The following is a 21,284-nucleotide window of genomic DNA, read 5'->3' as shown; positions in this document are numbered from 1 at the left end:
CGTACGGCGAGTCTACCGAGGCCGCACGGCGAGGCCGAATCGACGCGTCAGTCGCAGCTGCCGGTCTGCTGCAGGTGCGCCTCGTCGAGCGTGACCGCGGAGCCCTCGAGCTCGACCCTGACGACGCCCGGGGCCGCGGCGATGTCGGTGACCTCGATGCCCTCCGGCAGCTGCTCGGCGACGCAGACCGCGATCGGATCGCCGCCGAGCACGCGCTCGACGATGCCCGAGAGGTCGAGCGAACCGCCGCCGGCGCCGACCTCGACGCCGACGGGCTCGAGCAGCACCTCGGTGCCCGCCGCGGTCGGCGTCGCGGTCACCTGGTAGGCGATCGACTGGCCGAGGAACTCGATCGCGCCCTCGTAGCCGACGGTGGCGTCGCCGAGGGTGATCGAGCCCGTGGAGTTGGGAACCTGGACGAGGCTGTTCACCGCGTCCTGCTCGGCCGTGACGGTGGCCTCGAGCCGGTCGACGGGGCTGCCGAGGTCGACGGGCACCCCCATGAGCGACACCTCGACGTCGAGCGGCGCGCCCTCGACGACGAGTTCGGGGGCGCTGAGCGAGACCTGCTCCATGGTGCCCGAGAGGTACTGCGCGATCACCGAGAAGCCGCCGATCGTCACCTCGACGTCGCCCTCCACCCCGGCGGGCAGGCTCGCACGCACCTCGTCGGCGACGCGCTGCTCGGCGATGCCGCGGGCCACCACGTCGGCGACCACGAGGAGGGCGGCGAGACCGACGACGCACCCGGCGACGATGAGCCCGACGCGAGCGCCCCGGCCGAGTCGACGGCGCGGCTCGGGCTCGGGATCCGTGGCATCCAGCTCGACCGTCGCGTGCTCGTCGGACATCGCTGCTCCTTCGGGATCGTTGCGGATGGGCTACATGCGTTCGGGCGCCGAGACCCCGATGAGCCCGAGGCCGTTGCGGATGACCTGGCCCGTGGCGTCGTTCAGCCAGAGGCGCGTGCGGTGCAGCTCGCCGACCGGCTCGTCGCCGAGCGGCAGCACGCGGCAGTTGTCGTACCAGCGATGGTAGAGGCCGGCGAGCTCCTCGACGTAGCGCGCGACGCGGTGCGGCTCGCGCAGCTCGGCCGACTGGGCCACGATGCGCGGGAACTCCTGCAGCGCGCCGAGGAGCGCCGACTCGGTCTCGTGCGTGAGCAGTTCGGGGGCGAACGACGAGCGGTCGACGCCGGATGCCGCGGCGTTGCGCGCGACCGCCGAGGTGCGGGCGTGCGCGTACTGCACGTAGAAGACGGGGTTGTCGTTGGTGCGGCGCTGCAGGATCTCGGGGTCGATCGTCAGCGGCGAGTCGGCCGGGTAGCGGCCCAGCGTGTAGCGGAGCGCGTCGGTGCCGAGCCAGGCCTGGAGGTCGTCGAGCTCGATGATGTTGCCGGCGCGCTTGGAGAGCTTCGCGCCGTTCACGCTGACGAGCTGCCCGATGAGCACCTCGATGTCGCGCTCGGGGTCGTCGCCCGCTGCGCCGGCGAGCGCCTTGAGGCGGTGGACGTAGCCGTGGTGGTCGGCGCCGAGCAGGTAGATCTTGTGCTTGAACCCGCGATCGCCCTTGTCGAGGTACAGGGCGGCGTCGGCGGCGAAGTAGGTCGGCACGCCGTTGCCGCGCACGAACACGCGGTCCTTGTCGTCGCCGAAGTCGGTCGTCTTCACCCACACGGCGTCGTCGGCGTCGTAGACGTGGCCCTGCGCGCGCAGCCGGCCGAGCGCCGTGTCGATGTCGTTCAGGCCGTCGTCGCCGCGGGCGTGCAGGCGGCGCTCGCTCGTCCACACGTCGAAGTGCACGTTGAAGCGCTCGAGCGAGGCGCGGATCTCGGCGAGCTGGAGCTCGTACGCGATCTCGGTCGCGGTGTGCAGCGCGACGTCGTGGTCGAGCTCGGCGAGCTTCGGCTCGCGCTCGAGCACGCGGGTCGCGAGGTCGGCGATGTAGCTGCCCGGGTAGCCGCCCTCGGGGGTCGGCTCGCCCTTTGCCGCGGCGAGCACGGAGGCGCCGAAGATCTCCATCTGGTTGCCGGCGTCGTTGATGTAGTACTCGTTCGCCACCTCGGCCCCGGCGGCGCGGAGCACCCGGCTGATCGAGTCGCCGAGCGCGGCCCAGCGGGTGTGCCCGATGTGGAGCGGGCCGGTCGGGTTGGCCGACACGAACTCGAGGTTGATGACGCTGCCCGCGAGCGAGTCGCTGCGCCCGTACTCGGCGCCCGCCTCGACGATCGTCTTCGCGAGCGCGCCGGCCGCGGCCGCCTCGAGTCGGATGTTGATGAAGCCGGGACCGGCGACCTCTGCGCTCGCGACGCCGTCGAGGCCGGCGATCGCCTCGGCGAGCTCGCCGGCGAGCTCGCGGGGGTTCTGGCCGAACGGCTTCGCGATGCGCATGGCGATGTTCGACGCCCAGTCGCCGTGCTCGCGCAGCTTCGGGCGCTCGAGCGTCACATCGCCGGGGGCGAGGGCGAGTTCGACCTCCGCACCGGCGGACCGGCGTCGCTCGGCGAGGGCGAGGACGAGGTCGTACAGGGCCAGTGAGAGGTCGGTGGGAGTCACCCGCAAATCCTACCGGGTGGCGATTGGTAAGGTTCGTCACATGCCGCGCCTCCACCGTCTGCCCCGACTGCGATCGACGGGCGTCGCGCTCGCCGTCGCGGCATCCGTCCTCGCCCTCGCGGGCTGCGCCGAGCCCGCTCCCGCGCCCGCCGAGCCGACCGCCGGGGCGACCGGGGAGCCCGGCGCGACCGCCGCGCCCGGCGAGAGCGAGGCGCCCGCCGAGGAGCCGACGCCGTTCGAGATCGACTGCGCGGTGCTGCTCTCACCCGACGACGTCTACGCGTACAACCCGAACCTCGGCACCGCCCCCGACTACGAGCCGGCCGCCGCCGGAGTGCTCGGCGTCGCCGAGGAGGAGGGCACGACGTGCGGCCTCCTCAACCAGACGAGCGGCGCCCTCGTCGAGTTCGGCGTCGCGACCCCGCCCGAGGGGGCGCTCGAGGCGCGCAAGAACGACGCCGCCCTCGGCTCGAAGCCGGTGCCCACGTACGGCACGCCGCCCGAGGTCGAGGGCTACTTCACCGTCTCGGGCGAGCACGGCGAGGCCCAGGTCTTCTCCGGCCCCTACTGGATCGTCATGGACTCGGTCGACTTCGTCGAGCCCGGTGACGCCCAGGTGCTCGTCGCCGCGATCCTCGAGAACCTGGCGGCCGCCTGATGGACGCGCCGACCACGCGACGGAGCCAGGGCACCCCGTCCTGGCTCGGCGCGGTCAACGACCGGGTCGGGCTCTCGGCCCTCCTCGACCACGGGCCGCTCACCCGCAACCGCATCTGCGAGCTGGTGGGCGTCTCGAAGCCGACCGCCTCGATGATGATGACCCGGCTCATCGCCGCCGGCGTCGTCGAGGAGAGCGGGCAGCTCGCGGGCAGCCCCGGGCGCAACGCGGTGCTCTACTCGGCGCGGACCGACCGCCCCCTCGGCGTCGCCATCGCGATCGACGCGTTCCGGCTGCGGGCGCGCATCGTCGACGCCGCCGGCGGCGACCGGCCCGCCGTCACCATCGTGCTGCCCCGCGACGCGTCCGAGCGCTCGGCCGTCGACGAGGTGTCGGCCGCGATCCGCGAGGCGAGCGCCGCCGCCGGGACCGACCCCTCGACGGTGCACACGGTCTGCATCGGCACGGCCGGCTACGTCGACCCGGGCGGCGAGGGCGAGCTGTTCAGCGAGACCCTGCCCGGCTGGCCGACCACGGGGCTGCGCGGCGTGCTCGAGCAGGCGCTCGGCATCACCGTGTTCATCGAGAACGACGTGAACCTCGCCGCCCTCGCCGAGCGCGAGAGCGGCGCGGGCGCCGGGCGCGACGTGTTCGCCCTGCTCTGGCTCGGCAACGGCGTCGGCACCTCCTTCGACGTCGCCGGAGACCTCCACCGAGGCACCTTCGGCGGCGCGGGCGAGATCGGCTTCCTCCCGCTCTCGGTCGAGGCGCACGCGCTCGACGAGCACGCCACGACCAGCACCGACCTCGTGGGCGCCGCGGCCGTCCGCCGCATCGCCGCCGCGCACGGCATCGGCGGCGCCGAGTTCCCCGCCGTGCTCGAGTCGATCGCCGCGAGCGACGCCCGCGACGAGATCATCGACGAGATCGGGCTGCGCATCGCCCACGTCTCGCTGCCGCTCCTCGCGACCCTCGACCCCGGCCTGCTCGTGCTCGCGGGCCCGACCGCCGCGGTCGGCGGCACCCGGCTCGCCGAGGCCGTCGAACGGGACATCCGCCGCCTCAGCCGCTGGTACCCCGAGGTCGTCGCGACGCACATCGTCGGCGACGCCGTCCTGCAGGGCGCGCACGCGTTCCTCACGGCGAAGGTGCGCGAAGAGCTGCTCGGCCGGGTCGCCCGCCTGGCGGTGCCCTGAGCCGCAGTCGACCGCTCGTCCGGCCGTCCGCACGCGACGAGCGGGGGCGTCCGGGAGTGGTAGGGTTTTCAACTGTGCGCCTCCGTAGCTCAGGGGATAGAGCGCCGGTTTCCGGTACCGTAGGTCGGGGGTTCGAATCCCTCCGGGGGCACGTTTGCAAGTGGTGAAGCCGACGCCTCGCGTCGGCCTCCCGGATTCGAGAAGCCTCGGCCGCGGCCGGGGCTTTTCGCATCCCTCGGGCCGGCCGCGACCATAGACTCGGCTGACCCCGATCACTCGATGAGGAAGGCCTCGCGCATGCGCCTCGGCACCGGAGACGTCCCGCTCGCAGCCGTGCCGCCCGGGTTCGCTCCCCAGTGGGACTCCGGCCCGGCCCTGATCGTGATCCTCGTCGCGGGCGCGATCGTCGTGATGAGCGTGCTCCGGATCCTCGACGCACGTGCGAAGCGCCGCGATTCGCTGCCCCCTCCGCGTCGTGCGGCGCGTGCCGCGTCGCCCGCGCCGGCCGTCGGGCTCGCCGAGCTCGAGCGTCGCGCGGGCCTCGCCCTCGTGGCATCCGACGACCGCGTGAGCGCCGAGACCGCCGAGACCGAGTACGCCAGGGCGATCGACGGCGACGACGTCGCCGATGCGCTCGCCGCGAACCTCGACGTCGCGCGCGAACAGCTCGCCGCGGCCTTCGCGCTGCAGCGCGAGGCCGGCTCCGCGGTCGCCGACGAGCAGACCAGGCGAGGTGCGTTCGAGCGCATCCTGCAGCTCACCGCCGAGGTCGACGCCTCGCTCGACGGGGCCCGCAGTTCGCTCGAACGGCTCCGCGGGCTCGGCGCCCGGGCGCCGCAGGAGACGGCGACGCTCGCCGCCGAGCTCGAGACGCTCGACGTCGCGGCCGCCGCGGCCGCCGCACGGCTCGACGACGCCGGGCGCAGCTACGCGGCGGACGCCGTCGAGCCCGGCATCGCAGCGCTCGGCGAGGCTCGCGCCGCGCTCGCCCGCGCCCGCGCGCGGCTCACTGCGACCGGCCCGACGGGGGGCGGGAGCGCCGCCCTCGCGGGCCTGCAGCTCGAGTCCGCGCGCGGCGAGCTGCGACGGGCGGCGGCCGGCGTCGCCACCGGCACGGCGCACTGCGCCGAGCTCGCCGCCGCCGACCTCGCCGTCGCCGAGGGCATCGCGGCGCTCGAGCGCGACGTCGAGCACGCACGCGCCCTCGGCAGCACGCGGCTCGCCGAGGTCGCCGACCGCTTCGCGGCCGAAGCCCTCGAGCTCCGCGACGCACTCGCCTCGATCGGCCGCGACCCGGCCGAGCTCGGGCGGCGCGTCGTCCGGGCGGACGCCGCGATCGACGCCGAGATCCGCGCCTCGGCCGACTCGTCGCGCGCCGTCGAGCGCACCGCCGCCGAGCGTTCGAGCGCCCTCGCCGGCGCGCGGATGCTCGTCAGCACGGCGACCAACTCGCTCGCAACGCAGCCGGCCGACGACGCCGCACGCATCCGCCGCGACGAGGCGCTCGGGCTCCTCGCCGAAGCGCGGGAAGCGCTCGCCCAGGCCTCGCGCGCCGACCTGCCCCCCGCCGACGCCCGCGACCACGCCGACGCGGCCGCGCACCTCGCCCGTCGTGCGATGGCCATCGCACGCGACGGCGTCGCCGACACCCCCGCCGCCGATGGTCGGATGTTCGACCTCGCCTCCGGCGGCGACGGGCGCGTCTCCGAGTTCCTCGCGGGGCTCCTCGACCGCGCCTCCGCCGCGATCGACGCCGCCGAACAGGCCGGCGGCGCGCAGCCGGGCGACCGGCCCCACCACGACGGCACCTCGTGGACGTGGCGGCCGGGGTCGCCCTAGACTCGGAGGCGTCCGTCCGGACGGGGGAAAGGCACTGGTGCATGCGCGCAGGACGCAGATGGCTCGTGACGGCCGCGGTGATCGCGGGGTCGATCGGAGTCGGAGCGGCCGGCGCCGCCTGGGCTGAGGACCCGGTCTCCTTCGGCTCCTCCCCCGTCGTCGACACGGCGGGCGCGCTCGGCGCCCGCACCGCCGAGGTCGAGTCCGCGCTCGCGGCCGACGCCGAACGCAGCGGACGCCAGCTCTTCGTCGCCTACGTCGACGAGTTCGAGAACCCCTCGGCGGCCGACGCCTGGGCCGAGCAGACGGCGATCGACAACGGCCTCGGCAACGAGGACTACCTGCTCGCGGTCGCGGTCGAGGGGCGCCAGTACTTCCTCTCCGCGGCGAGCGACGCCTCGCTCTCCGACGAGGAGCTCGACCGCATCAGCCTCGAGGTCATCGAGCCCGAGCTGCGCGACGAGGACTGGGCGGGCGCCGCGATCGCCGGGTCCGCGGCGATCGCCGGCGACGACGCCGGCAGCGGGGCCTGGGGCGCCGGTTTCATCTGGTTCCTCGTCATCGCCGCCGCCGTCGTCGTGATCGTCTGGATCGTGCTCGCCCGTCGCAAGAAGCGGAAGCAGGCCGAGGGCGCCGGCCCCCCGCAACCGTCGATCGAGGAGCTGCGACGCCGGGCCGGCGGCGCGCTCGTGCAGGCCGACGACGCGCTGAAGACGAGCGAGGAGGAGCTCGGCTTCGCCGTCGCCTCCTACGGCGACGAGGCCACCGCGGACTTCCGCGCCGCGCTCGAGGGCGCGAAGGCGAAGATCGCGGAGGCCTTCGCGCTGCAGCAGCGGCTCGACGACGCCGAGCCCGACACCGACGAGGAGCGTCGCGCCTGGTACGGCGGCATCATCACGCTCACCGGCGAGGCCGACGCCCTGCTCGACGAGCAGGCCGCCCGTTTCGACGAGCTCCGCGACCTCGAGCGCAACGCGCCCGAGGCGCTGGCCCGCGTCGACGCGCTCGCCGCGACCGTCGAGCGCGGCATCGCCCCGGCGGCCCAGCGCCTCGCCGCCCTCCAGTCGCAGTACGCCGCCTCGGCGCTCGCCCCGGTCGCCGACAACCCGGCGCAGGCCCAGACCCGCATGGCCTTCGCCCGTGAGGCGCTGAACGAGGCCCGGGCCGCGGTCGGCCGCGGCGAGGGCGGCCCCGCCGCCGTCGAGATCCGCGCCGCGGAGGAGGCGGTCGACCAGGCCCAGCTGCTCTCGGTGTCGATCGAGCGGCTCGCGGCGGAGCTCGCTGCCGCCGACCGTGCGGTCGCCGCCGGGGCTGACGAACTCGACCGCGACGTGCAGACCGCCCGCGGCCTCGCCGGCGACGGCACGAGCGCGCTCGCCGATCGGGTCGCGGGCGAGGCATCCGAGCTGCGCCGCGCGATCGCCGCCCCGGGTCGCGACCCCCTCGCGCTCCAGGCGCGCCTCGAGCAGGTCGACGGCGAGATCGACGCCGCCATCCAGGGCGCACGCGACGCCGCCGAGCAGGCCGCGCGCACGCAGGCGCAGCTCGGGCGGAGCCTCCAGTCCGCGCGCAGCCAGGTGCAGGCCGCAGAGGACTACCTCGTCGCGCGACGCGGCGCCGTCGGAGCCGAGGCCCGAACGCGCCTCGCCGAGGCCGGCCGCCTGCTGGTGCAGGCCGAGCAGACCGCGCAGGGCGATGCCGCGGCGGCCCTCGCGGCGGCCCAGCGTTCCGAGCAGCTCGCCCGATCGGCGATGCAGCTCGCCCAGCAGGACGTCGGCGGCTTCGGCGGCTACGGCGGCGCGGGCCCCGCACAGGGCGGCACGGGCGGCGGAGGCGGCGATCTCTTCGGCGCGGTGCTCGGCGGCATCCTCATCAATTCGGTGCTCGGCGGCGGCAGCGGAGGCGGCGGCTTCGGCGGAGGCGGAGGCGGCGGCTTCGGCGGCGGCGGCGGCTTCGGCGGAGGCGGTCGACGCTCCCCCGGCAGCTTCGGCGGCTCTTCGACCCGCTCGCGCCGCGGAAGCGGGGGCCGATTCTGAACGACGACGACCGCCACCGCGACGACCGCCACCGCGACGACCGCCACCGCGACGACCGCGCACGACCCCACCCGCATCGACCAACGACCGACCGCAGAACCACGAACAGGGAGCAACCATGACCAAGCAGTCCATCTTCGGGCGGATCTCGCAGCTCGTCCGAGCCAACATCAACGCCCTCATCGACCAGGCGGAAGACCCGCAGAAGATGCTCGACCAGATGGTGCGCGACTACACCAACTCGATCGCCGACGCCGAGGCCGCGATCGCTGAGACGATCGGCAACCTGCGCCTGCTCGAGGACGACCACCGCGAGGACGTCGAGGCGGCGCGCGAGTGGGGCGAGAAGGCCGTCGCGGCGAGCCGCAAGGGCGACGAGCTGCGCGCCGCGGGCGACGCCTCGGGCGGCGACAAGTTCGACAATCTCGCGAAGGTCGCGCTGAGCCGCCAGATCTCGGCCGAGAACGAGGCGAAGGCGGCCGAGCCGCAGATCGCCGCGCAGACCGAGGTCGTCGACAAGCTGAAGTCGGGCCTCAACGGCATGAAGGAGAAGCTCGTCCAGCTGCAGAACAAGCGCTCCGAGCTCGTCGCGCGTGCCAAGACGGCGCAGGCGCAGAGGCAGGTGCAGGACGCGGTCAAGTCGATCGACATCCTCGACCCGACGAGCGACATCGGCCGCTTCGAGGACAAGATCCGTCGCGAGGAGGCCGTCGTGCGCGGCCAGGCCGAACTGGCCGCGTCGAGCCTCGACGCCCAGTTCAACGAGCTCGACGACCTCGGCGAGCTGACCGAGGTCGACGCTCGCCTCGCCGCGCTGAAGGCCGGCGGCTCGCAGGGCGCGATCGGCGGCTGAGCGCCGCCTCCGGGCACGAATCGGATGCCGCGACCGCCCGTCGGTCGCGGCATCCGCCGTCTCCGGTGGTCGAGCGACGGTCCGGGCGCGATACTGGTGTCATGCCCGCCACCTTCGTCGTCGTTCCGCTCTGGCAGGGATCGGTCTCCTCGCGCGCCATGAGCCTCGCCGACGGGGCCGAGGCCATCCGGGGCGACCTGCCCTCCTCCTCGACCGTCGTGGTCGAGGTGCCGGTCGAGGCCGGCGAGTCGCTCGGCACGGGCGTGCACCGGTACAGCACGATCCGCCGGGTGCGCGAGTCGACCGCGCAGGCGCTCGCGCAGGTGCCCGACTGGGCGCTCACGATCGGCGGCGACTGCGGCAGTTCGCTGGCCTCGGTCGCCCACGCGGTCGAGCGCACGGGCGGAGACCTCGCCGTGCTCTGGCTCGACGCCCACCCCGACCTCAACACCCCCGAGACCTCGCCGTCCGGCGGGTTCGGGGGCATGACCCTCCGGGCCATCACCGGCGACGGCGCCGACGGCCTCGCCCTCGACGAGGCGAGCCGGGTCGCGCCCGGGCGGCTCGTGCTCGGCGGCGTCCGGGCGATCGACGAGGAGGAGCGCCGCTTCATCGACGAGCACGGCGTCCCGGTGCTGACCGTCGAGGACCTCTCGGACCCGACCGCCGTCATCGCCGAGCTCGAGGCGACGGGGGCGTCGAACGTCTTCGTGCACATCGACCTCGACGTGCTCGATCCCTCTGCGCTCGCCGGACTCTCGTATCCGATGCCGTTCGGCATCGGGGCGGGCGAGCTCGCCGCCCTCGTCCGCGAGGTGGTGGCGCGCTTCACGGTCGCGGGCGCGGCGATCGCGGGCTTCACCCCGTCGAGCCCCGAGTCCGCGGTCGACGACCTCCCCACGATCCTCCGGCTCGTCGGGGCGCTCACTTCGGGCGCGCGCACGCGCGGCTGACCCGCGCGCCGTCGCCCGCCCCTAGGCTGGTCGGACGGCGCGGCGCCCAGGACGGCCGCGCCGCGGACGGGCGGCGGTGCGGCCCGTCACGACAACTCACGACAGGGGGCGGCGATGCAGCGCGAGACCGATGTGATCGTGATCGGAGCAGGGCCGGTGGGCGAGAACGTCGCCGACCGGGCGCGGGCGGCCGGACTCGAGGTCGTCGTCGTCGAGCACGAGCTCGTCGGCGGCGAGTGCTCGTACTGGGCGTGCGTGCCGTCGAAGACGCTCCTGCGGAGCGCGGCGGCGCTGCGTGCGGCCCGTCGCGTCCCCGGGGCCGCCGAGGCGGCCACGGGCGAGCTCGACGTCGACGCGGTGCTGCGGCGACGCGACTACTGGGTCTCCGACTGGGACGACCACGGCGCGGTGAGCTGGCTCGACAGCGTCGGCATCGAGCTGGAACGCGGGCACGGCCGGCTCGACGGCCCCCGCCGCGTCGTCGTCGAACGGGCCGACGGCGAGACCGTGACGCTCGTCGCGCGACACGCGGTCGTGCTGTCGACGGGGTCCGACCCGGTCATCCCGCCCATCGACGGGCTCGCGCTGGCCGCGCCGTGGGCGAGCCGCGAGGCCACGAGCGTCAAGACGCCCCCGCGACGGCTCGCCGTCATCGGCGGCGGCGCGGTCGCCGTCGAGATGGCCACGGTCTTCGCGGGCTTCGGCACCGAGGTCGCGGTGCTCGCCCGGCACGGGCTGCTCGGCGACATGGAGCCCTTCGCGGGCGACGCCGTCGTCGACGGACTGCGCGGGCTCGGGGCATCCGTGCACCTCGACGTCGATGTGGTGCGCGTCGACCGGGAGCCGAACGGCGAGGTCCGGCTGGAGCTCGGCGACGGCGAGCTCGTCCACGCCGACGAGGTGCTCGTCGCGACCGGCCGGCGCCCCCGCACCGACGGGCTGGGCCTCGAGACCGTCGGCCTCGAGCCCGGCACGTGGCTCGACGTCGACGACAGCCTGCTCGTGCGCGCGTCGACGAACGACGAGGCGCCGTGGCTCTACGCCGTCGGCGACGTCAACCACCGTGCGCTGCTCACCCACCAGGGCAAGTACCAGGCGCGCGCGGCGGGCGACCTCATCGGCGCCCGCGCGACCGTCCGCCCGCTCGAGCTGGAGCCGTGGGGCGCGCACACGGCGACGGCCGACCACTCCGCCGTGCCCGAGATCGTGTTCGCCGAACCCGAGTGCGCCGCCGTCGGCCTGACCGCCGAGGCGGCCCGGCGCTCGGGCAGGGCGGTGCGCGTCGCCGACGTCGACTTCGGCTCGGTGAGCGGCGCGGGCATCCACGCCGACGGCTTCACCGGCCGGGCCCGCCTCGTCGTCGACGCGGGGCTCGGCACCGTGATCGGCGCCACGTTCGTCGGGCCGGATGTCTCGGAGCTCGCGCACGCCGCGACCATCGCGATCGTCGGGGAGGTGCCGCTGGATCGGCTCTGGCACGCGGTGCCGGCCTTCCCGACCATGAGCGAGGTGTGGCTGCGCCTGCTCGAGGCGCTCGGCCGCCCTGGCGCCGCCGAGGCCGCGGCCGCGGGCTCGGAACCCGGCGACGCCCCCGACCGCGCCGACGACGAGGAGCCCGCAGCGTGAGCGGAGCGAAGCCGAGCGCGACCGTGCGGATCCGGCTGACGGACTCGCCGATCAGCCGGCTCGGCTACTGGTGGGCGACGGCCGTCGGCTTCACGTGGGGCTTCATCTGGAGCACGGGGCCGATCCGTCGCCGCAACGGGCTGGTCGTGTTCACCGGCATGCCGAGCTGGACGTACGGTCGCGGCGGGTCGTGCGTCGGCGGCTGCTACCTGACGGGCGCGAACGACGGCGACCGGGTGCTCGGGCACGAGGCCGTGCACCGCGAGCAGTGGCGGAAGTACGGCATGCTCTTCCCGCTGCTGTACCTGATCGCCGGGCGCGACCCGCTGCGGAACCGCTTCGAGATCGAGGCGGGGCTCGAGGCGGGCGGCTACCTGCCGCGCCGCTCGGCCCCTCGGCGGGCTACCCCTCGGCCCGGCCGAGCTTCCAGTACCCCATGAACGCGACCCGCTTGCGGTCGACGCCGAGGCCCTTGACGAGGTGGCGGCGCAGCGTGGTGATCGCGGTGGCCTCACCGGCGAGCCAGGCGTAGAAGCCGCCGTCGCGGGCGGGCTCGGGCACCTCCCAGAGGATCTCGTCCTCGGCGAGCGTCGGGAGCTCGGCCTCCGGCCCGTCCGCGGGCGCGGCCGCGATCGGCGAGCCGGCGACGCCGTCGATCCCGTCGCGCCGGGCCGTCTCGGCCCACGCGTCGGCCCACGTGCGGACGGCCTCGACGAGGCAGCCGCCGTACTCCTGCACGGGCCCGGCGTCGCCGCCGCGGTCGAACCACTGCACCGAGACGCCGGCGGGCGCCCGCAGCTCGAGAGCGTCGGCCGCGTCGGGCACCTCGAGGAAGACCGCGCCCTGCGCGTCGGCGGGCAGCTGCTCGAGGATCGCGGAGACCGCGGGCACCGCGGTCTCGTCGCCCGCGATCAGCAGGGTGCTCGCGTCGCCGGGATGCCACTCCCAGCCGCCCGACGGCTCGTCGCTCGTCGCGTCGGGGGCGATCAGGAGCATCCGCTCGCCCGCCTCGGCACGCGCGATCCACCGCGACGCCGGGCCGCTGTCGCCGTGGGCGACGAAGTCGACGTCGAGCTCGCCCTGCCCGGGCCGCGCGTCGCGGATCGTGTAGGTGCGGATCGGGTTGCGGCGCTCGTCGGGGAGCGCCCGCCACGAGCCGAACCAGTCGTCGCCCGTCGGGAAGTGGCCGAAGCCGTCGCCGTCGCCGTCGCCGTCGCTGTCGTCCAGCGGGAGGATCACCTTGATCCGCTGGTCGGGTCCGTCCCAGCCGAGGTCCCGCAGCTCGTCGCCGCGGAACGTCACCCGCACGAAGTGAGGGCTGAGACGGCGGATCTCCCCGACGGCGGTCTCGAAGACGCGGTATCCGGGCTTGGCCATGCTGGGGCTCCTGTCGTAGGGATCGGTGAAGGCGTTCGGGTCAGGCCGTGCGGCGCGAGCGCCAGAGCAGCCAGACGAAGTAGGGCGCGCCGACGACCGCGGTGACGAGGCCGGCGGGAAGCTGGCCGGGCGCGATCACGGTTCGGCCGATGGTGTCGGCCACGGTGACGAGCAGCGCGCCGAGCAGCGCGGCGAGCGGCAGGACGAGGCCGTGCCGGGCGCCGACGAGGGCGCGCGCGGCGTGCGGCGCCACGAGGCCGACGAACCCGACGACGCCGACGGCCGACACCGCGGTCGCGGTGAGGGCGACGGCGATCGCGAGCAGCCCGAGGCGCGCGTTCCCGAGCCGGACGCCGAGCACCCGCGGGGTGTCGTCGTCGAAGGCGAGCAGGTCGAGCTCGCGGCGCATGCCGGCGAGCACCGGCAGCGAGACCGCGAGCACGACGAGCAGCGGGATCAGCTGCGGGAAGGTACGGCCGTAGGTCGACCCCGACATCCAGGTGAGCGCCTTCGCCGCGTTGTACGGGTCGGTGGCGATGATGAGCATCGCGACGATCGCCGAGGCCGCGGCGGAGACGCCGAGTCCGACGAGGATCAGCCGGCTGGTGGCGAGCCCGCCGCGGAGCGAGAGGCCGAAGACGATGAGCGCCGCGACCGCGGCGCCCACGAAGCCGCCGGTCGTCACGCCGACGAAGGTCGCGAGCGGCCAGAACGTGATGACGAGCACGGCGCCGACCCCGGCGCCGCCGGTCACGCCGAGGATCGCCGGCTCGGCGAGCGGGTTGCGGGAGACGGCCTGCACCACGGTGCCGGCGACCGCGAGTGCGGCGCCGGCGAGGATCGCGGCGGCCACGCGCGGGGCGCGGGTGTTCATGACGAACTCGACGAGCGGCCCGGCCTGGCCCGTGAGCCAGTTGAGCACGTCGCCGCCGAGCAGCTTCGCGTCGCCGAGCAGGAGCGAGACGAACGCGAGCACGACGAGGAGGACGACGGAGCCGCCGATGACGAGGCGGCGCCCGCGCCGCGACAGCCCAGCGCCGATCACGAAGCCGCTCGCCGCCTCGGAGGTCGCGCGCGAGCGCAGCGCGAGCGCCACGAGGAACACCGCGCCGAAGATCGTGGTCACGATGCCGGTGGGCACCTCGACGCCGGCCTGGCCGCCGAACGCGAGCCGCAGCAGCACGTCGGCCCCCAGCACCACGATGACGCCCATGACGGCGGCGGCCGGGATGAGGAGCACGTGCTTCTGCATGCCGGGGACGCGCACGGCGATCAGCCGGACGATCGCCGGCGCCGAGAGGCCGACGAACCCGATGGGGCCGACCAGGGCGACCGCGGCCGCCGAGAGCAGCACGGCGATCAGGACGCCGATGAGACGCGTGCGCCGCACGTGGACGCCGAGCACGGTGGCGGTGTCGTCGCCGAGCGCGACGAGGTCGAACTGGCGGGCGAAGACGAGGAGCGCGACGACGGCGACGATCACGACGGGTGCGAGCTGGGCGGCCGGTCCGATGCCGGTCTGGGCGAGGGTGCCCTGGCTCCACGCGTAGAGGCCGTTGGTGCGCTCGGGGAAGAGCAGCAGCAGCATGGTCGTGAGCGCGGTGAGCGCGAGCGCGATGGCCGAGCCGGCGAGCACGAGCCTGACGGTGCCGCCGCCCGAGCCCGATGAACGCGAGCCGCCGGCCGAGAGTGCGAGCACGAGGCCGGCCGCCGCGAGTCCGCCGAGGAACGCGACCGCTCCCCCGCCGAGCACGGGCAGCGAGATGCCGAAGGCGGCGACCACGACGACCGCGAGGTACGAGCCGGCGTTCACGGCGAGGGTGTCGGGCGAGGCGAGCACGTTGCGCGACACCGACTGCAGGACGAGGCCCGCGACGCCCAGCGCGATGCCGACGACGACGCCCGCGACCATCCGCGGCATTCGCGAGGCGAGGAAGACCGCGGCCGACTGCTCGTCGCCGCCGGTGCCGGTGAGCAGGCCGAGGAGCTCGGGGAGCCCCACGTCGGCCGATCCCTGGGTGACGTGGACGGCGGCGAGCAGCGTCGCGACCACGAGCCCCAGGGCGATGAGCAGCACGGCGCCGAGCCGGGGGCGGCGTTCGCCCCCGGCCGGCGCCGCGACCGTCTCAGCCCGCGAGGGTGCTGACGACCGCATCGATGTAGTCGTTCATCGACGACGGGCCGCCGAACATCCAGATGCCGTCGGGCAGGCGGTGCACGTTGCCGTTCGCGACGAACGGCAGCGACTTCCAGACCGCGTTGTCGGCGAGGTCGACGCCGTACGCGTCGACGCCGTCACCGGTGATGTAGAGGAACTCGAGGTCGCCGAGTCCGGTCAGTCCCTCGACGTCGGTCGAACCGAGGCCGTAGTCGGCGTCGCCCTCGCCCGTCCACGCGTTCTCGAGGCCGAGCTCCTCGGTCACGGCGGTGAGCAGGGCGCCCTCGGTGAACGGGCGGATCGAGACCTGGCCGCCGCTGGCCCATGCGTCGCTCATCATGAACTGGGTGCCGGCGAGCCCGGCCTCCTCGAGCGCGGCCTTGCCCTCGTCGATCTTCGCGTGGAACCCGGCGAGCAGCTCCTCGCCCTCCTCCTCGGTGCCGGTGAGGGTGGCGATGCGCTCGAGGTTCGTCTCCATCTGGCCGATGGGGTTCGACGCGTCGGCGCCGCGCACCACGAGCACCGGTGCGAACTCCTCGATCTGCGAGATCACGGTCTCGGGCAGGTCGCTCGTGGTGAGCACCACGTCGGGTGCGAGCCCGGCGATCGCGTCGACCGAGGGCTCGCCGCGCATGCCGACGTCGGTCACGCTGTCGTCGAGCGCCTCGGACTGCACCCAGGTGCTGTAGCCGGCCACGTCGGCGACACCGGTCGGCATCACGCCGAGCGCGACGAGGTTCTCCGCGGTGTTCCACTCGAGGGCGACGACCTTCTCGGCCGGGGCGTCGAGCGAGATCTCCTCGCCGCGGTCGTCCGTCACCGTGATCGCGGCGGCGTCGCCACCGGTCGACGCCTCGGGCGTCTCGGTGGTGCCGCAGCCGGTCAGGAGCAGAAGCGACGCCGCAGCGACCGCGCCCAGGGTGATGGCGGGTGTTCTCATGGGGGGAGGTTTCCTCACGGATCGGCGCGCGGGCATGACTGACCGCGCGTTGGGGGGGGGTGGTGGACGGGGTCGCCGCTAGGCGACGACGAGACGTTCGGTGCGCTGCCGCGTGTTGTAGCGACCGATGGGACAGGTGGTGATGCAACCGCGCTCGTCGACGTCGACGTCGACGCGGATGCCGTAGGCCGAGCTCAGCACGTCGCTCACGAGCACCTCAGCAGGGGTTCCGACGGCGCGCACGCGACCCGACTCGAGCAGCACGATGCGGTCGGCGATCGCGGCGGCCTGGTCGAGGTCGTGCAGCACCACGCCGATGGTCACGCCGTGCTCGTCGGCGAGTTCGCGGATGAGGTCGAGCAGTTCGACCTGGTAGCGGAGGTCGAGGTACGTGGTCGGCTCGTCGAGCAGCAGCACGCCCGTGTCCTGCGCGAGGCAGGCGGCGAGCCACACCCGCTGCAGCTGCCCGCCGGAGAGCTGGTCGACGGCGTTGCCGGCGAGGTTCGCCACCCCGGTCAGCTCCATGGCGCGGTCGACGATCGCGGCGCCGCCCGCGTCGCCCGTGATGAAGCGGCCGCGGTGCGGATGGCGGCCGAACTCGACGAGCTCGCGCACGGTCAGGCCGCCGGGCGTGGGCCGGCTCTGCGCGAGGAGCGTGACGCGGCGCGCGAACTCGCGTGCGCTCAGCGTGGCCGCGTCGACGCCGTGCTCGGCGAGGTGGCCGGCCGTCGTGGCGCCGCCCTCGGAGACCGTGTGCACGTCGCCGTCGGCGAGCAGCACCCGGCCGGAGTCGGGCTGGTGGAGACGCGCGAGCGCCCGCAGCAGCGTCGACTTGCCGCTGCCGTTCGGACCGACGAGCGCGGTGACCTTGCCCGGTTCGAGGTGGAGCTCCGCGCCGTGCACGACGGGCGTGCCATTGTAGGAGATCGTGAGGTCGAGACCGAGCATGCCTCCACTATAGGTGAGGCTTACCTAAGTGCGTCAACTCGACGTCGTCGCCGGGCGTCACCAGAGGGCCGGATGCCGCGTCCCGCGTCGCACGCGACGCTCGAGCTGCGCCCCGATCGCGAACAGCACGGCCTCGCCGCCCGGCCGGCCGATGAGCTGCACGCCGAGCGGCACGCCCGACTCGGTCTCCGTGACCGGCACCGTGATCGCGGGCAGTCCCGAGACGTTCACGAAGGAGGTGAACGGGGTGAACTGCACCTGCTGGGCGAAGTTCCGCTCCCCGTCCTCCGCGTCGTACCAGCCCACCGGCCGGGGCGTCAGCGCGAGGGCCGGCGTCAGCACCGCATCGTACGCGGCGAAGCGGCGGATGACCCGCTGCTCGAAGCCCGCGAGCCAGGCGAGGGCCTCGGCGAGCTGCCGGGCCGGCACGGCGCGCCCCCGGCGGAGCAGCCACTGCGTGAGCGGATCGAGCAGCGCCTCGCGCTCGCCGTCGACGGGGATCGTCGCGGCGCCCGCCTGCCAGATCGTGCGGAACGCCTCGGGGTAGCCGGGCTCGGGCGCGGGCGACAGCTCCTCGACGCCGTGACCGCGCCCCGCGAGCACGCCGACGGCGAGCTCGAGCGCCGTACGCGACGGTTCGTCGATCGCGATCTCGTACGCCTCGTCCCACGGGCTGTCGAGCAGCACCCCGAGCTGGAACCGCCCCTCGCCGCGCACCGCGGCACCGAGGAAGGGCCCGTCGTCGCCGGGCGCGCGCACGGCGAAGCGGTGGGCGGCCGGGTAGCCCTCCGGCGCGATGAGCCCGTCGAGGAGCAGCGCCGCGTCGGCGACCGTGCGCGCGATCGGCCCGGCCACGCCGAGTCCGGCGAGGCTCGCGAGCCCCGACCCGCCCGGCACCCGCCCGCGCGAGGGCTTCACGCCCACGAGCCCGCACACCGCCGCCGGGATCCGGATGGAGCCGCCGCCGTCGGAGCCGGGCGCGAACGGCAGCATGCCCGAGGCGACGGCCGCCGCCGCTCCCCCGCTCGATCCGCCCGCGCCGAGCGCGAGGTCCCACGGGTTGCGCGCGGGCGGCGAGGCGAGCCCCTCGGTATAGGAGGGCAGGCCGAACTCGGGCGTCGCCGTCTTGCCGAGGCTCACCGCGCCGGCGGCGTCGACCGCCTGCACGAGCTCGTCCGACTCCTCGGGCACGAAGTCGGCGAAGGCGCGCGACCCGAACCGCGCCGGCACGCCCGCCCGCCGCTGCAGGTCCTTGTCGGCGAGCGGCATGCCCCAGAGCGGCCTCGAGTGCGGCACCTCGCGCTCGACGAGCCGGGCGCGCTCGAGGGCGGCCTCCCGCGTGACCGTCTCGAAGGCGCCGACCTCGGGGTTCAGCCGCTCGATGCGTTCGAGGTAGTGGCTCGCGAGCTCCACCGGCGACACCCCGCCCCGCTGCAGCAGCTGATGGAGCTCGAGGGCGGTGTGGTCGTGCAGCTCGCTCATGACGTCGAGCCTACGGCGCGGCGCCCTGCGGAGGCGGCACCGGGCGACGCCGGCTCGCGGCACGGCCGGCCGGCGGCGGCCCGTGGCATCCGGCCTACTTCAACGAACGCTGCAGCAGCACCGTGCCGAGCCAGCGGTCGAACTTGAACCCGACGCGCCCCATCCGGCCGATCTCGGTGAACCCGAACTTCTCGTGCAGCGCGATCGACGCCTCGGCCCCCTGGTCGGCGATGACCGCGATCATCTCCTTCAGCCCCGCGGCCTTCGAACGGTCGATGAGCTCGCCGAGCAGCACCCGGCCGAGGCCCTTGCCCGACGCGGCAGGGCCCAGGTAGATCGAGTTCTCGACGGTGTAGCGGTAGGCCCGCTTCGGCTTCCACGGCGTGACGAGGGCGTAGCCGAGCAGCTGCCCCGACGGCGACTCGGCGACGAGGAACGGCATGCCGAGCTCGGTGAGCTGGGCGAACTTCGCGCGCCACTCTGCGAGGGTCATCGCGTCCTCGTCGAAGGTGACCGTGGAGTTCGCGACGTAGTAGTTGTAGATCTCGCGCACCGAGGGCAGGTCGGCCGCCACGGCGTCGCGGATGGCGTACTCGAACGGCGCCTCGGCCGGCGGCTGCGGGCGCAGGTGCCGCGGCAGCACCCGCCGTTCCTGGTATTCCTCTTCGAGCATTCCGCCAGCCTACGTCGCCGAGATCACGCGCATGTTTCGCGAACCGGATGCCCCGCCGCCGCCTCAGTCCGGCAGGCGCCAGTCGATCGGGGCGGCGCCCTGCTCGACGAGGAGCGCGTTCGCCCGGCTGAACGGACGCGAGCCGAAGAAGCCGCGCGACGCCGACAGCGGGCTCGGGTGCGCCGACTCGATCACGGGCGTCGCGCCGAGGAGCGGGCGCAGCTGCTGCGCGTCGCGCCCCCACAGGATCGCGACGAGGGGGCCGCCGCGCGCCGCGAGCGTGCGGATCGCGTGGTCGGTCACCGGCTCCCACCCCTTGCCGCGGTGCGAGGCCGCCGCGCCGGGGCGCACCGTCAGCACTCGGTTCAGCAGCAGCACCCCGCCGCGGCTCCAGTGGGTGAGGTCGCCGTGCGCGGGCGTCTCGATGCCGAGGTCGTCGCGCAGCTCCCGGTAGATGTTCTGCAGGCTCCGCGGCAGGGGGCGCACGTGCGGGTCGACCGCGAACGAGAGCCCGATCGGATGCCCCGGCGTGGGGTACGGATCCTGCCCGACGATGAGCACCCGGACGTCGGCGAGCGGGGCGGCGAAGGCCCGCAGCACGTGCTCGTCGGCCGGCAGCACCGCGTGGCCCGCCGCGCGCTCGGCCCGCACGAACTCGCCCATGCGGGCGAGCTGCGGCGCCACGGGCTCGAGCGCCCCGGCCCAGCCGGGGTCGATGCGACTCGCGGCGGCGAGCTCGTCGAGGCCCGTCGCCGCCATCAGGCGCCGATCGTCGAGACCAGCACCCCGCCGTCGGCCGGCAGGACGCGCCAGACGCTGCCCGAGCCCTCGACGCGGAGCCCGCCCTCGCCGACGATGAGCGCCGTGCGCTCGTCGATGCCGAGCGCGCCCTCGACGAGGCCCGACTCGACCGCCGCGACCAATCGCGACAGCATGCCGCGCTGCGCGACGTGGGCGTCGATCGCCACGTCGACGAGCCCGATGCCCGCCTCGATCTCGAACTCGTCCGGCGTCCAGTCGGCGTCCTCGGGTGCGACCTGCACGCCGTCGATGCGCGTGCCGCCCCCGAGCGCGCCCTCGGCCGCGACCATCGCGCCCGCCGAGACGCCGAGATACGGCACGCCCGCGGCGACCTGGCGGCGGAGCTCGCCGAACACGGGCTCGAGGCCCGCCCGCACGTGCTCGACGATGCCGCCGCCCACGGCGATGCCGTCGACCTCGGCGAGCGCGATCGGCTCGACGGCCTCGCGGCCGGGCAGCGCCGTCACGTGCGCGTCGAGCTCGCCGGCCGCGGTCAGGACGTCGACGAGGACGCCCGCCCGCTCGGCGGCCTCGGGGTGGATCGAGATCACCGCGATGCGCGGGCGCGCACGGCCCGCCGTGCGCGCCCGCGCGGCGGCCTCGGCGACGAACGGTGCGTACAGCGGGGCGTCCGCGATCGCGAGGGCGCCGCCCCCGACGAGGTGCACGCTCATGCGTCGACCCGCACCGGCGGCTTCGACGACCAGGGGAAGACGATCCAGTCGTCGGTGTCGCGGTAGCTGAAGTCGGGCACGAGGATCGTGCGGGACTTCGTGTAGAGGGTTGCGGTGCGCACCTCGGCGCCGACCTCGGTCAGGAGGTCGAGCACCTTCGCGAGGGTGCGACCCGAGTCCGAGACGTCGTCGACGAGGAGCACGCGCTTGCCGGCGAGCGCCGGAGCGTCGAGCATCGGCGGGTGCACGACGGGCTCGGGCAGCACCTTCTCGATGTCGGTGTAGAACTCGACGTTGATCGAGCCGCACTGCTTGGTGCCGAGGGCGTACGAGATCGCCCCGGCGAGCAGCAGTCCGCCGCGGGCGATGGCGATGACCACGTCGGGCCGGAAGCCCGAGAGGAGCACCTCCCCCGCGAGCGAGCGCGCGGCCTCGCCGAACTGGTCCCAATCGAGGATCTCGCGACGGATGCCGGGGTCTCCGGTCGCCGCGTCATTCGCATCGAACGTCATCTG

Annotated in this window: 19 protein-coding genes and 1 tRNA gene; 9 read left to right on the top strand and 11 right to left on the bottom strand. The window is 74.7% G+C overall.

Annotated features, from left to right (window positions below):
- Positions 1–47: 47 nt before the first annotated feature.
- Together ACFVSL_RS15765 and ACFVSL_RS15760 are read right to left on the bottom strand one after the other, a co-directional pair.
- Positions 48–851, bottom strand: a complete 804-nt coding sequence (locus ACFVSL_RS15765) for a DUF2993 domain-containing protein (protein WP_386941924.1) — start codon at positions 849–851, stop codon at positions 48–50.
- Between the two features lie 30 nt (positions 852–881).
- Positions 882–2,555: an arginine--tRNA ligase gene (locus ACFVSL_RS15760; protein ID WP_386941923.1), complete on the bottom strand. Its 1,674-nt coding sequence runs from the start codon at positions 2,553–2,555 to the stop codon at positions 882–884.
- 40 nt (positions 2,556–2,595) lie between these two features.
- Between ACFVSL_RS15760 and ACFVSL_RS15755 the strand changes: the two genes are divergently transcribed.
- The 9 genes from ACFVSL_RS15755 to ACFVSL_RS15715 all read left to right on the top strand — a co-directional run bounded on the left by ACFVSL_RS15755 (position 2,596) and on the right by ACFVSL_RS15715 (position 12,156).
- Entirely contained in the window at positions 2,596–3,213 is a 618-nt protein-coding gene (locus ACFVSL_RS15755; protein WP_386941922.1) for an iron ABC transporter ATP-binding protein, read from the top strand.
- A complete protein-coding gene (locus tag ACFVSL_RS15750; RefSeq protein WP_386941921.1) occupies positions 3,213–4,409 on the top strand; it encodes an ROK family protein in 1,197 nt (398 codons plus the stop codon). The genes ACFVSL_RS15755 and ACFVSL_RS15750 overlap by 1 nt, the downstream gene beginning before the upstream one ends.
- Before the next feature lie 78 nt (positions 4,410–4,487).
- Positions 4,488–4,560, top strand: a tRNA-Arg gene (locus ACFVSL_RS15745).
- 146 nt (positions 4,561–4,706) lie between these two features.
- Complete coding sequence (locus ACFVSL_RS15740) at positions 4,707–6,248, top strand: hypothetical protein (RefSeq protein ID WP_386941920.1); 1,542 nt, start codon at positions 4,707–4,709, stop codon at positions 6,246–6,248.
- Between the two features lie 41 nt (positions 6,249–6,289).
- A complete protein-coding gene (locus ACFVSL_RS15735) occupies positions 6,290–8,284 on the top strand; it encodes a TPM domain-containing protein (protein WP_386941919.1) in 1,995 nt (664 codons plus the stop codon).
- A gap of 118 nt (positions 8,285–8,402) precedes the next feature.
- Positions 8,403–9,137: a PspA/IM30 family protein gene (locus ACFVSL_RS15730; RefSeq protein ID WP_386941918.1), complete on the top strand. Its 735-nt coding sequence runs from the start codon at positions 8,403–8,405 to the stop codon at positions 9,135–9,137.
- A gap of 101 nt (positions 9,138–9,238) precedes the next feature.
- On the top strand, positions 9,239–10,090 hold the full coding sequence (locus ACFVSL_RS15725; protein WP_386941917.1) for an arginase family protein: 852 nt from the start codon (positions 9,239–9,241) through the stop codon (positions 10,088–10,090).
- 114 nt (positions 10,091–10,204) lie between these two features.
- Positions 10,205–11,716: a dihydrolipoyl dehydrogenase family protein gene (locus ACFVSL_RS15720; protein WP_386941916.1), complete on the top strand. Its 1,512-nt coding sequence runs from the start codon at positions 10,205–10,207 to the stop codon at positions 11,714–11,716.
- Positions 11,713–12,156, top strand: coding sequence for a Fe-S oxidoreductase (locus ACFVSL_RS15715; protein ID WP_386941915.1), 444 nt, complete (start codon positions 11,713–11,715; stop codon positions 12,154–12,156). The genes ACFVSL_RS15720 and ACFVSL_RS15715 overlap by 4 nt, the downstream gene beginning before the upstream one ends.
- Here the strand turns inward: ACFVSL_RS15715 and ACFVSL_RS15710 are convergent.
- From ACFVSL_RS15710 to ACFVSL_RS15670, 9 genes are all read right to left on the bottom strand, one after another.
- On the bottom strand, positions 12,119–13,093 hold the full coding sequence (locus ACFVSL_RS15710) for a siderophore-interacting protein (protein WP_386941914.1): 975 nt from the start codon (positions 13,091–13,093) through the stop codon (positions 12,119–12,121). The genes ACFVSL_RS15715 and ACFVSL_RS15710 overlap by 38 nt on opposite strands.
- A 40-nt stretch (positions 13,094–13,133) precedes the next feature.
- Complete coding sequence (locus tag ACFVSL_RS15705) at positions 13,134–15,248, bottom strand: iron ABC transporter permease (protein ID WP_386941913.1); 2,115 nt, start codon at positions 15,246–15,248, stop codon at positions 13,134–13,136.
- Entirely contained in the window at positions 15,220–16,191 is a 972-nt protein-coding gene (locus ACFVSL_RS15700) for an ABC transporter substrate-binding protein (RefSeq protein ID WP_386941912.1), read from the bottom strand. The genes ACFVSL_RS15705 and ACFVSL_RS15700 overlap by 29 nt, the downstream gene beginning before the upstream one ends.
- A gap of 78 nt (positions 16,192–16,269) precedes the next feature.
- On the bottom strand, positions 16,270–17,139 hold the full coding sequence (locus tag ACFVSL_RS15695; RefSeq protein ID WP_386941911.1) for an ABC transporter ATP-binding protein: 870 nt from the start codon (positions 17,137–17,139) through the stop codon (positions 16,270–16,272).
- A 57-nt stretch (positions 17,140–17,196) separates the two neighbouring features.
- On the bottom strand, positions 17,197–18,621 hold the full coding sequence (locus tag ACFVSL_RS15690; RefSeq protein ID WP_386941910.1) for an amidase: 1,425 nt from the start codon (positions 18,619–18,621) through the stop codon (positions 17,197–17,199).
- A gap of 94 nt (positions 18,622–18,715) precedes the next feature.
- The gene (locus ACFVSL_RS15685) at positions 18,716–19,294 is read right to left on the bottom strand and encodes a GNAT family N-acetyltransferase (protein ID WP_386941909.1); all 579 of its coding nucleotides are present in this window, start codon (positions 19,292–19,294) and stop codon (positions 18,716–18,718) included.
- Between the two features lie 63 nt (positions 19,295–19,357).
- Positions 19,358–20,053 carry a uracil-DNA glycosylase gene (locus ACFVSL_RS15680; RefSeq protein ID WP_386941908.1) on the bottom strand — a complete coding sequence of 232 codons (696 nt, stop codon included), beginning with the start codon at positions 20,051–20,053 and terminating at the stop codon, positions 19,358–19,360.
- The gene (locus tag ACFVSL_RS15675; RefSeq protein WP_386941907.1) at positions 20,053–20,769 is read right to left on the bottom strand and encodes a Type 1 glutamine amidotransferase-like domain-containing protein; all 717 of its coding nucleotides are present in this window, start codon (positions 20,767–20,769) and stop codon (positions 20,053–20,055) included. The genes ACFVSL_RS15680 and ACFVSL_RS15675 overlap by 1 nt, the downstream gene beginning before the upstream one ends.
- Complete coding sequence (locus ACFVSL_RS15670; RefSeq protein ID WP_386941906.1) at positions 20,766–21,281, bottom strand: phosphoribosyltransferase; 516 nt, start codon at positions 21,279–21,281, stop codon at positions 20,766–20,768. The genes ACFVSL_RS15675 and ACFVSL_RS15670 overlap by 4 nt, the downstream gene beginning before the upstream one ends.
- Positions 21,282–21,284 lie beyond the last annotated feature (3 nt).

The sequence above is a fragment of the Agromyces sp. NPDC058064 genome (assembly GCF_042885275.1).
In the GTDB taxonomy this organism is placed as follows: Bacteria; Actinomycetota; Actinomycetes; order Actinomycetales; family Microbacteriaceae; genus Agromyces.
This window is presented reverse-complemented; position numbering and strand designations above follow the sequence as displayed.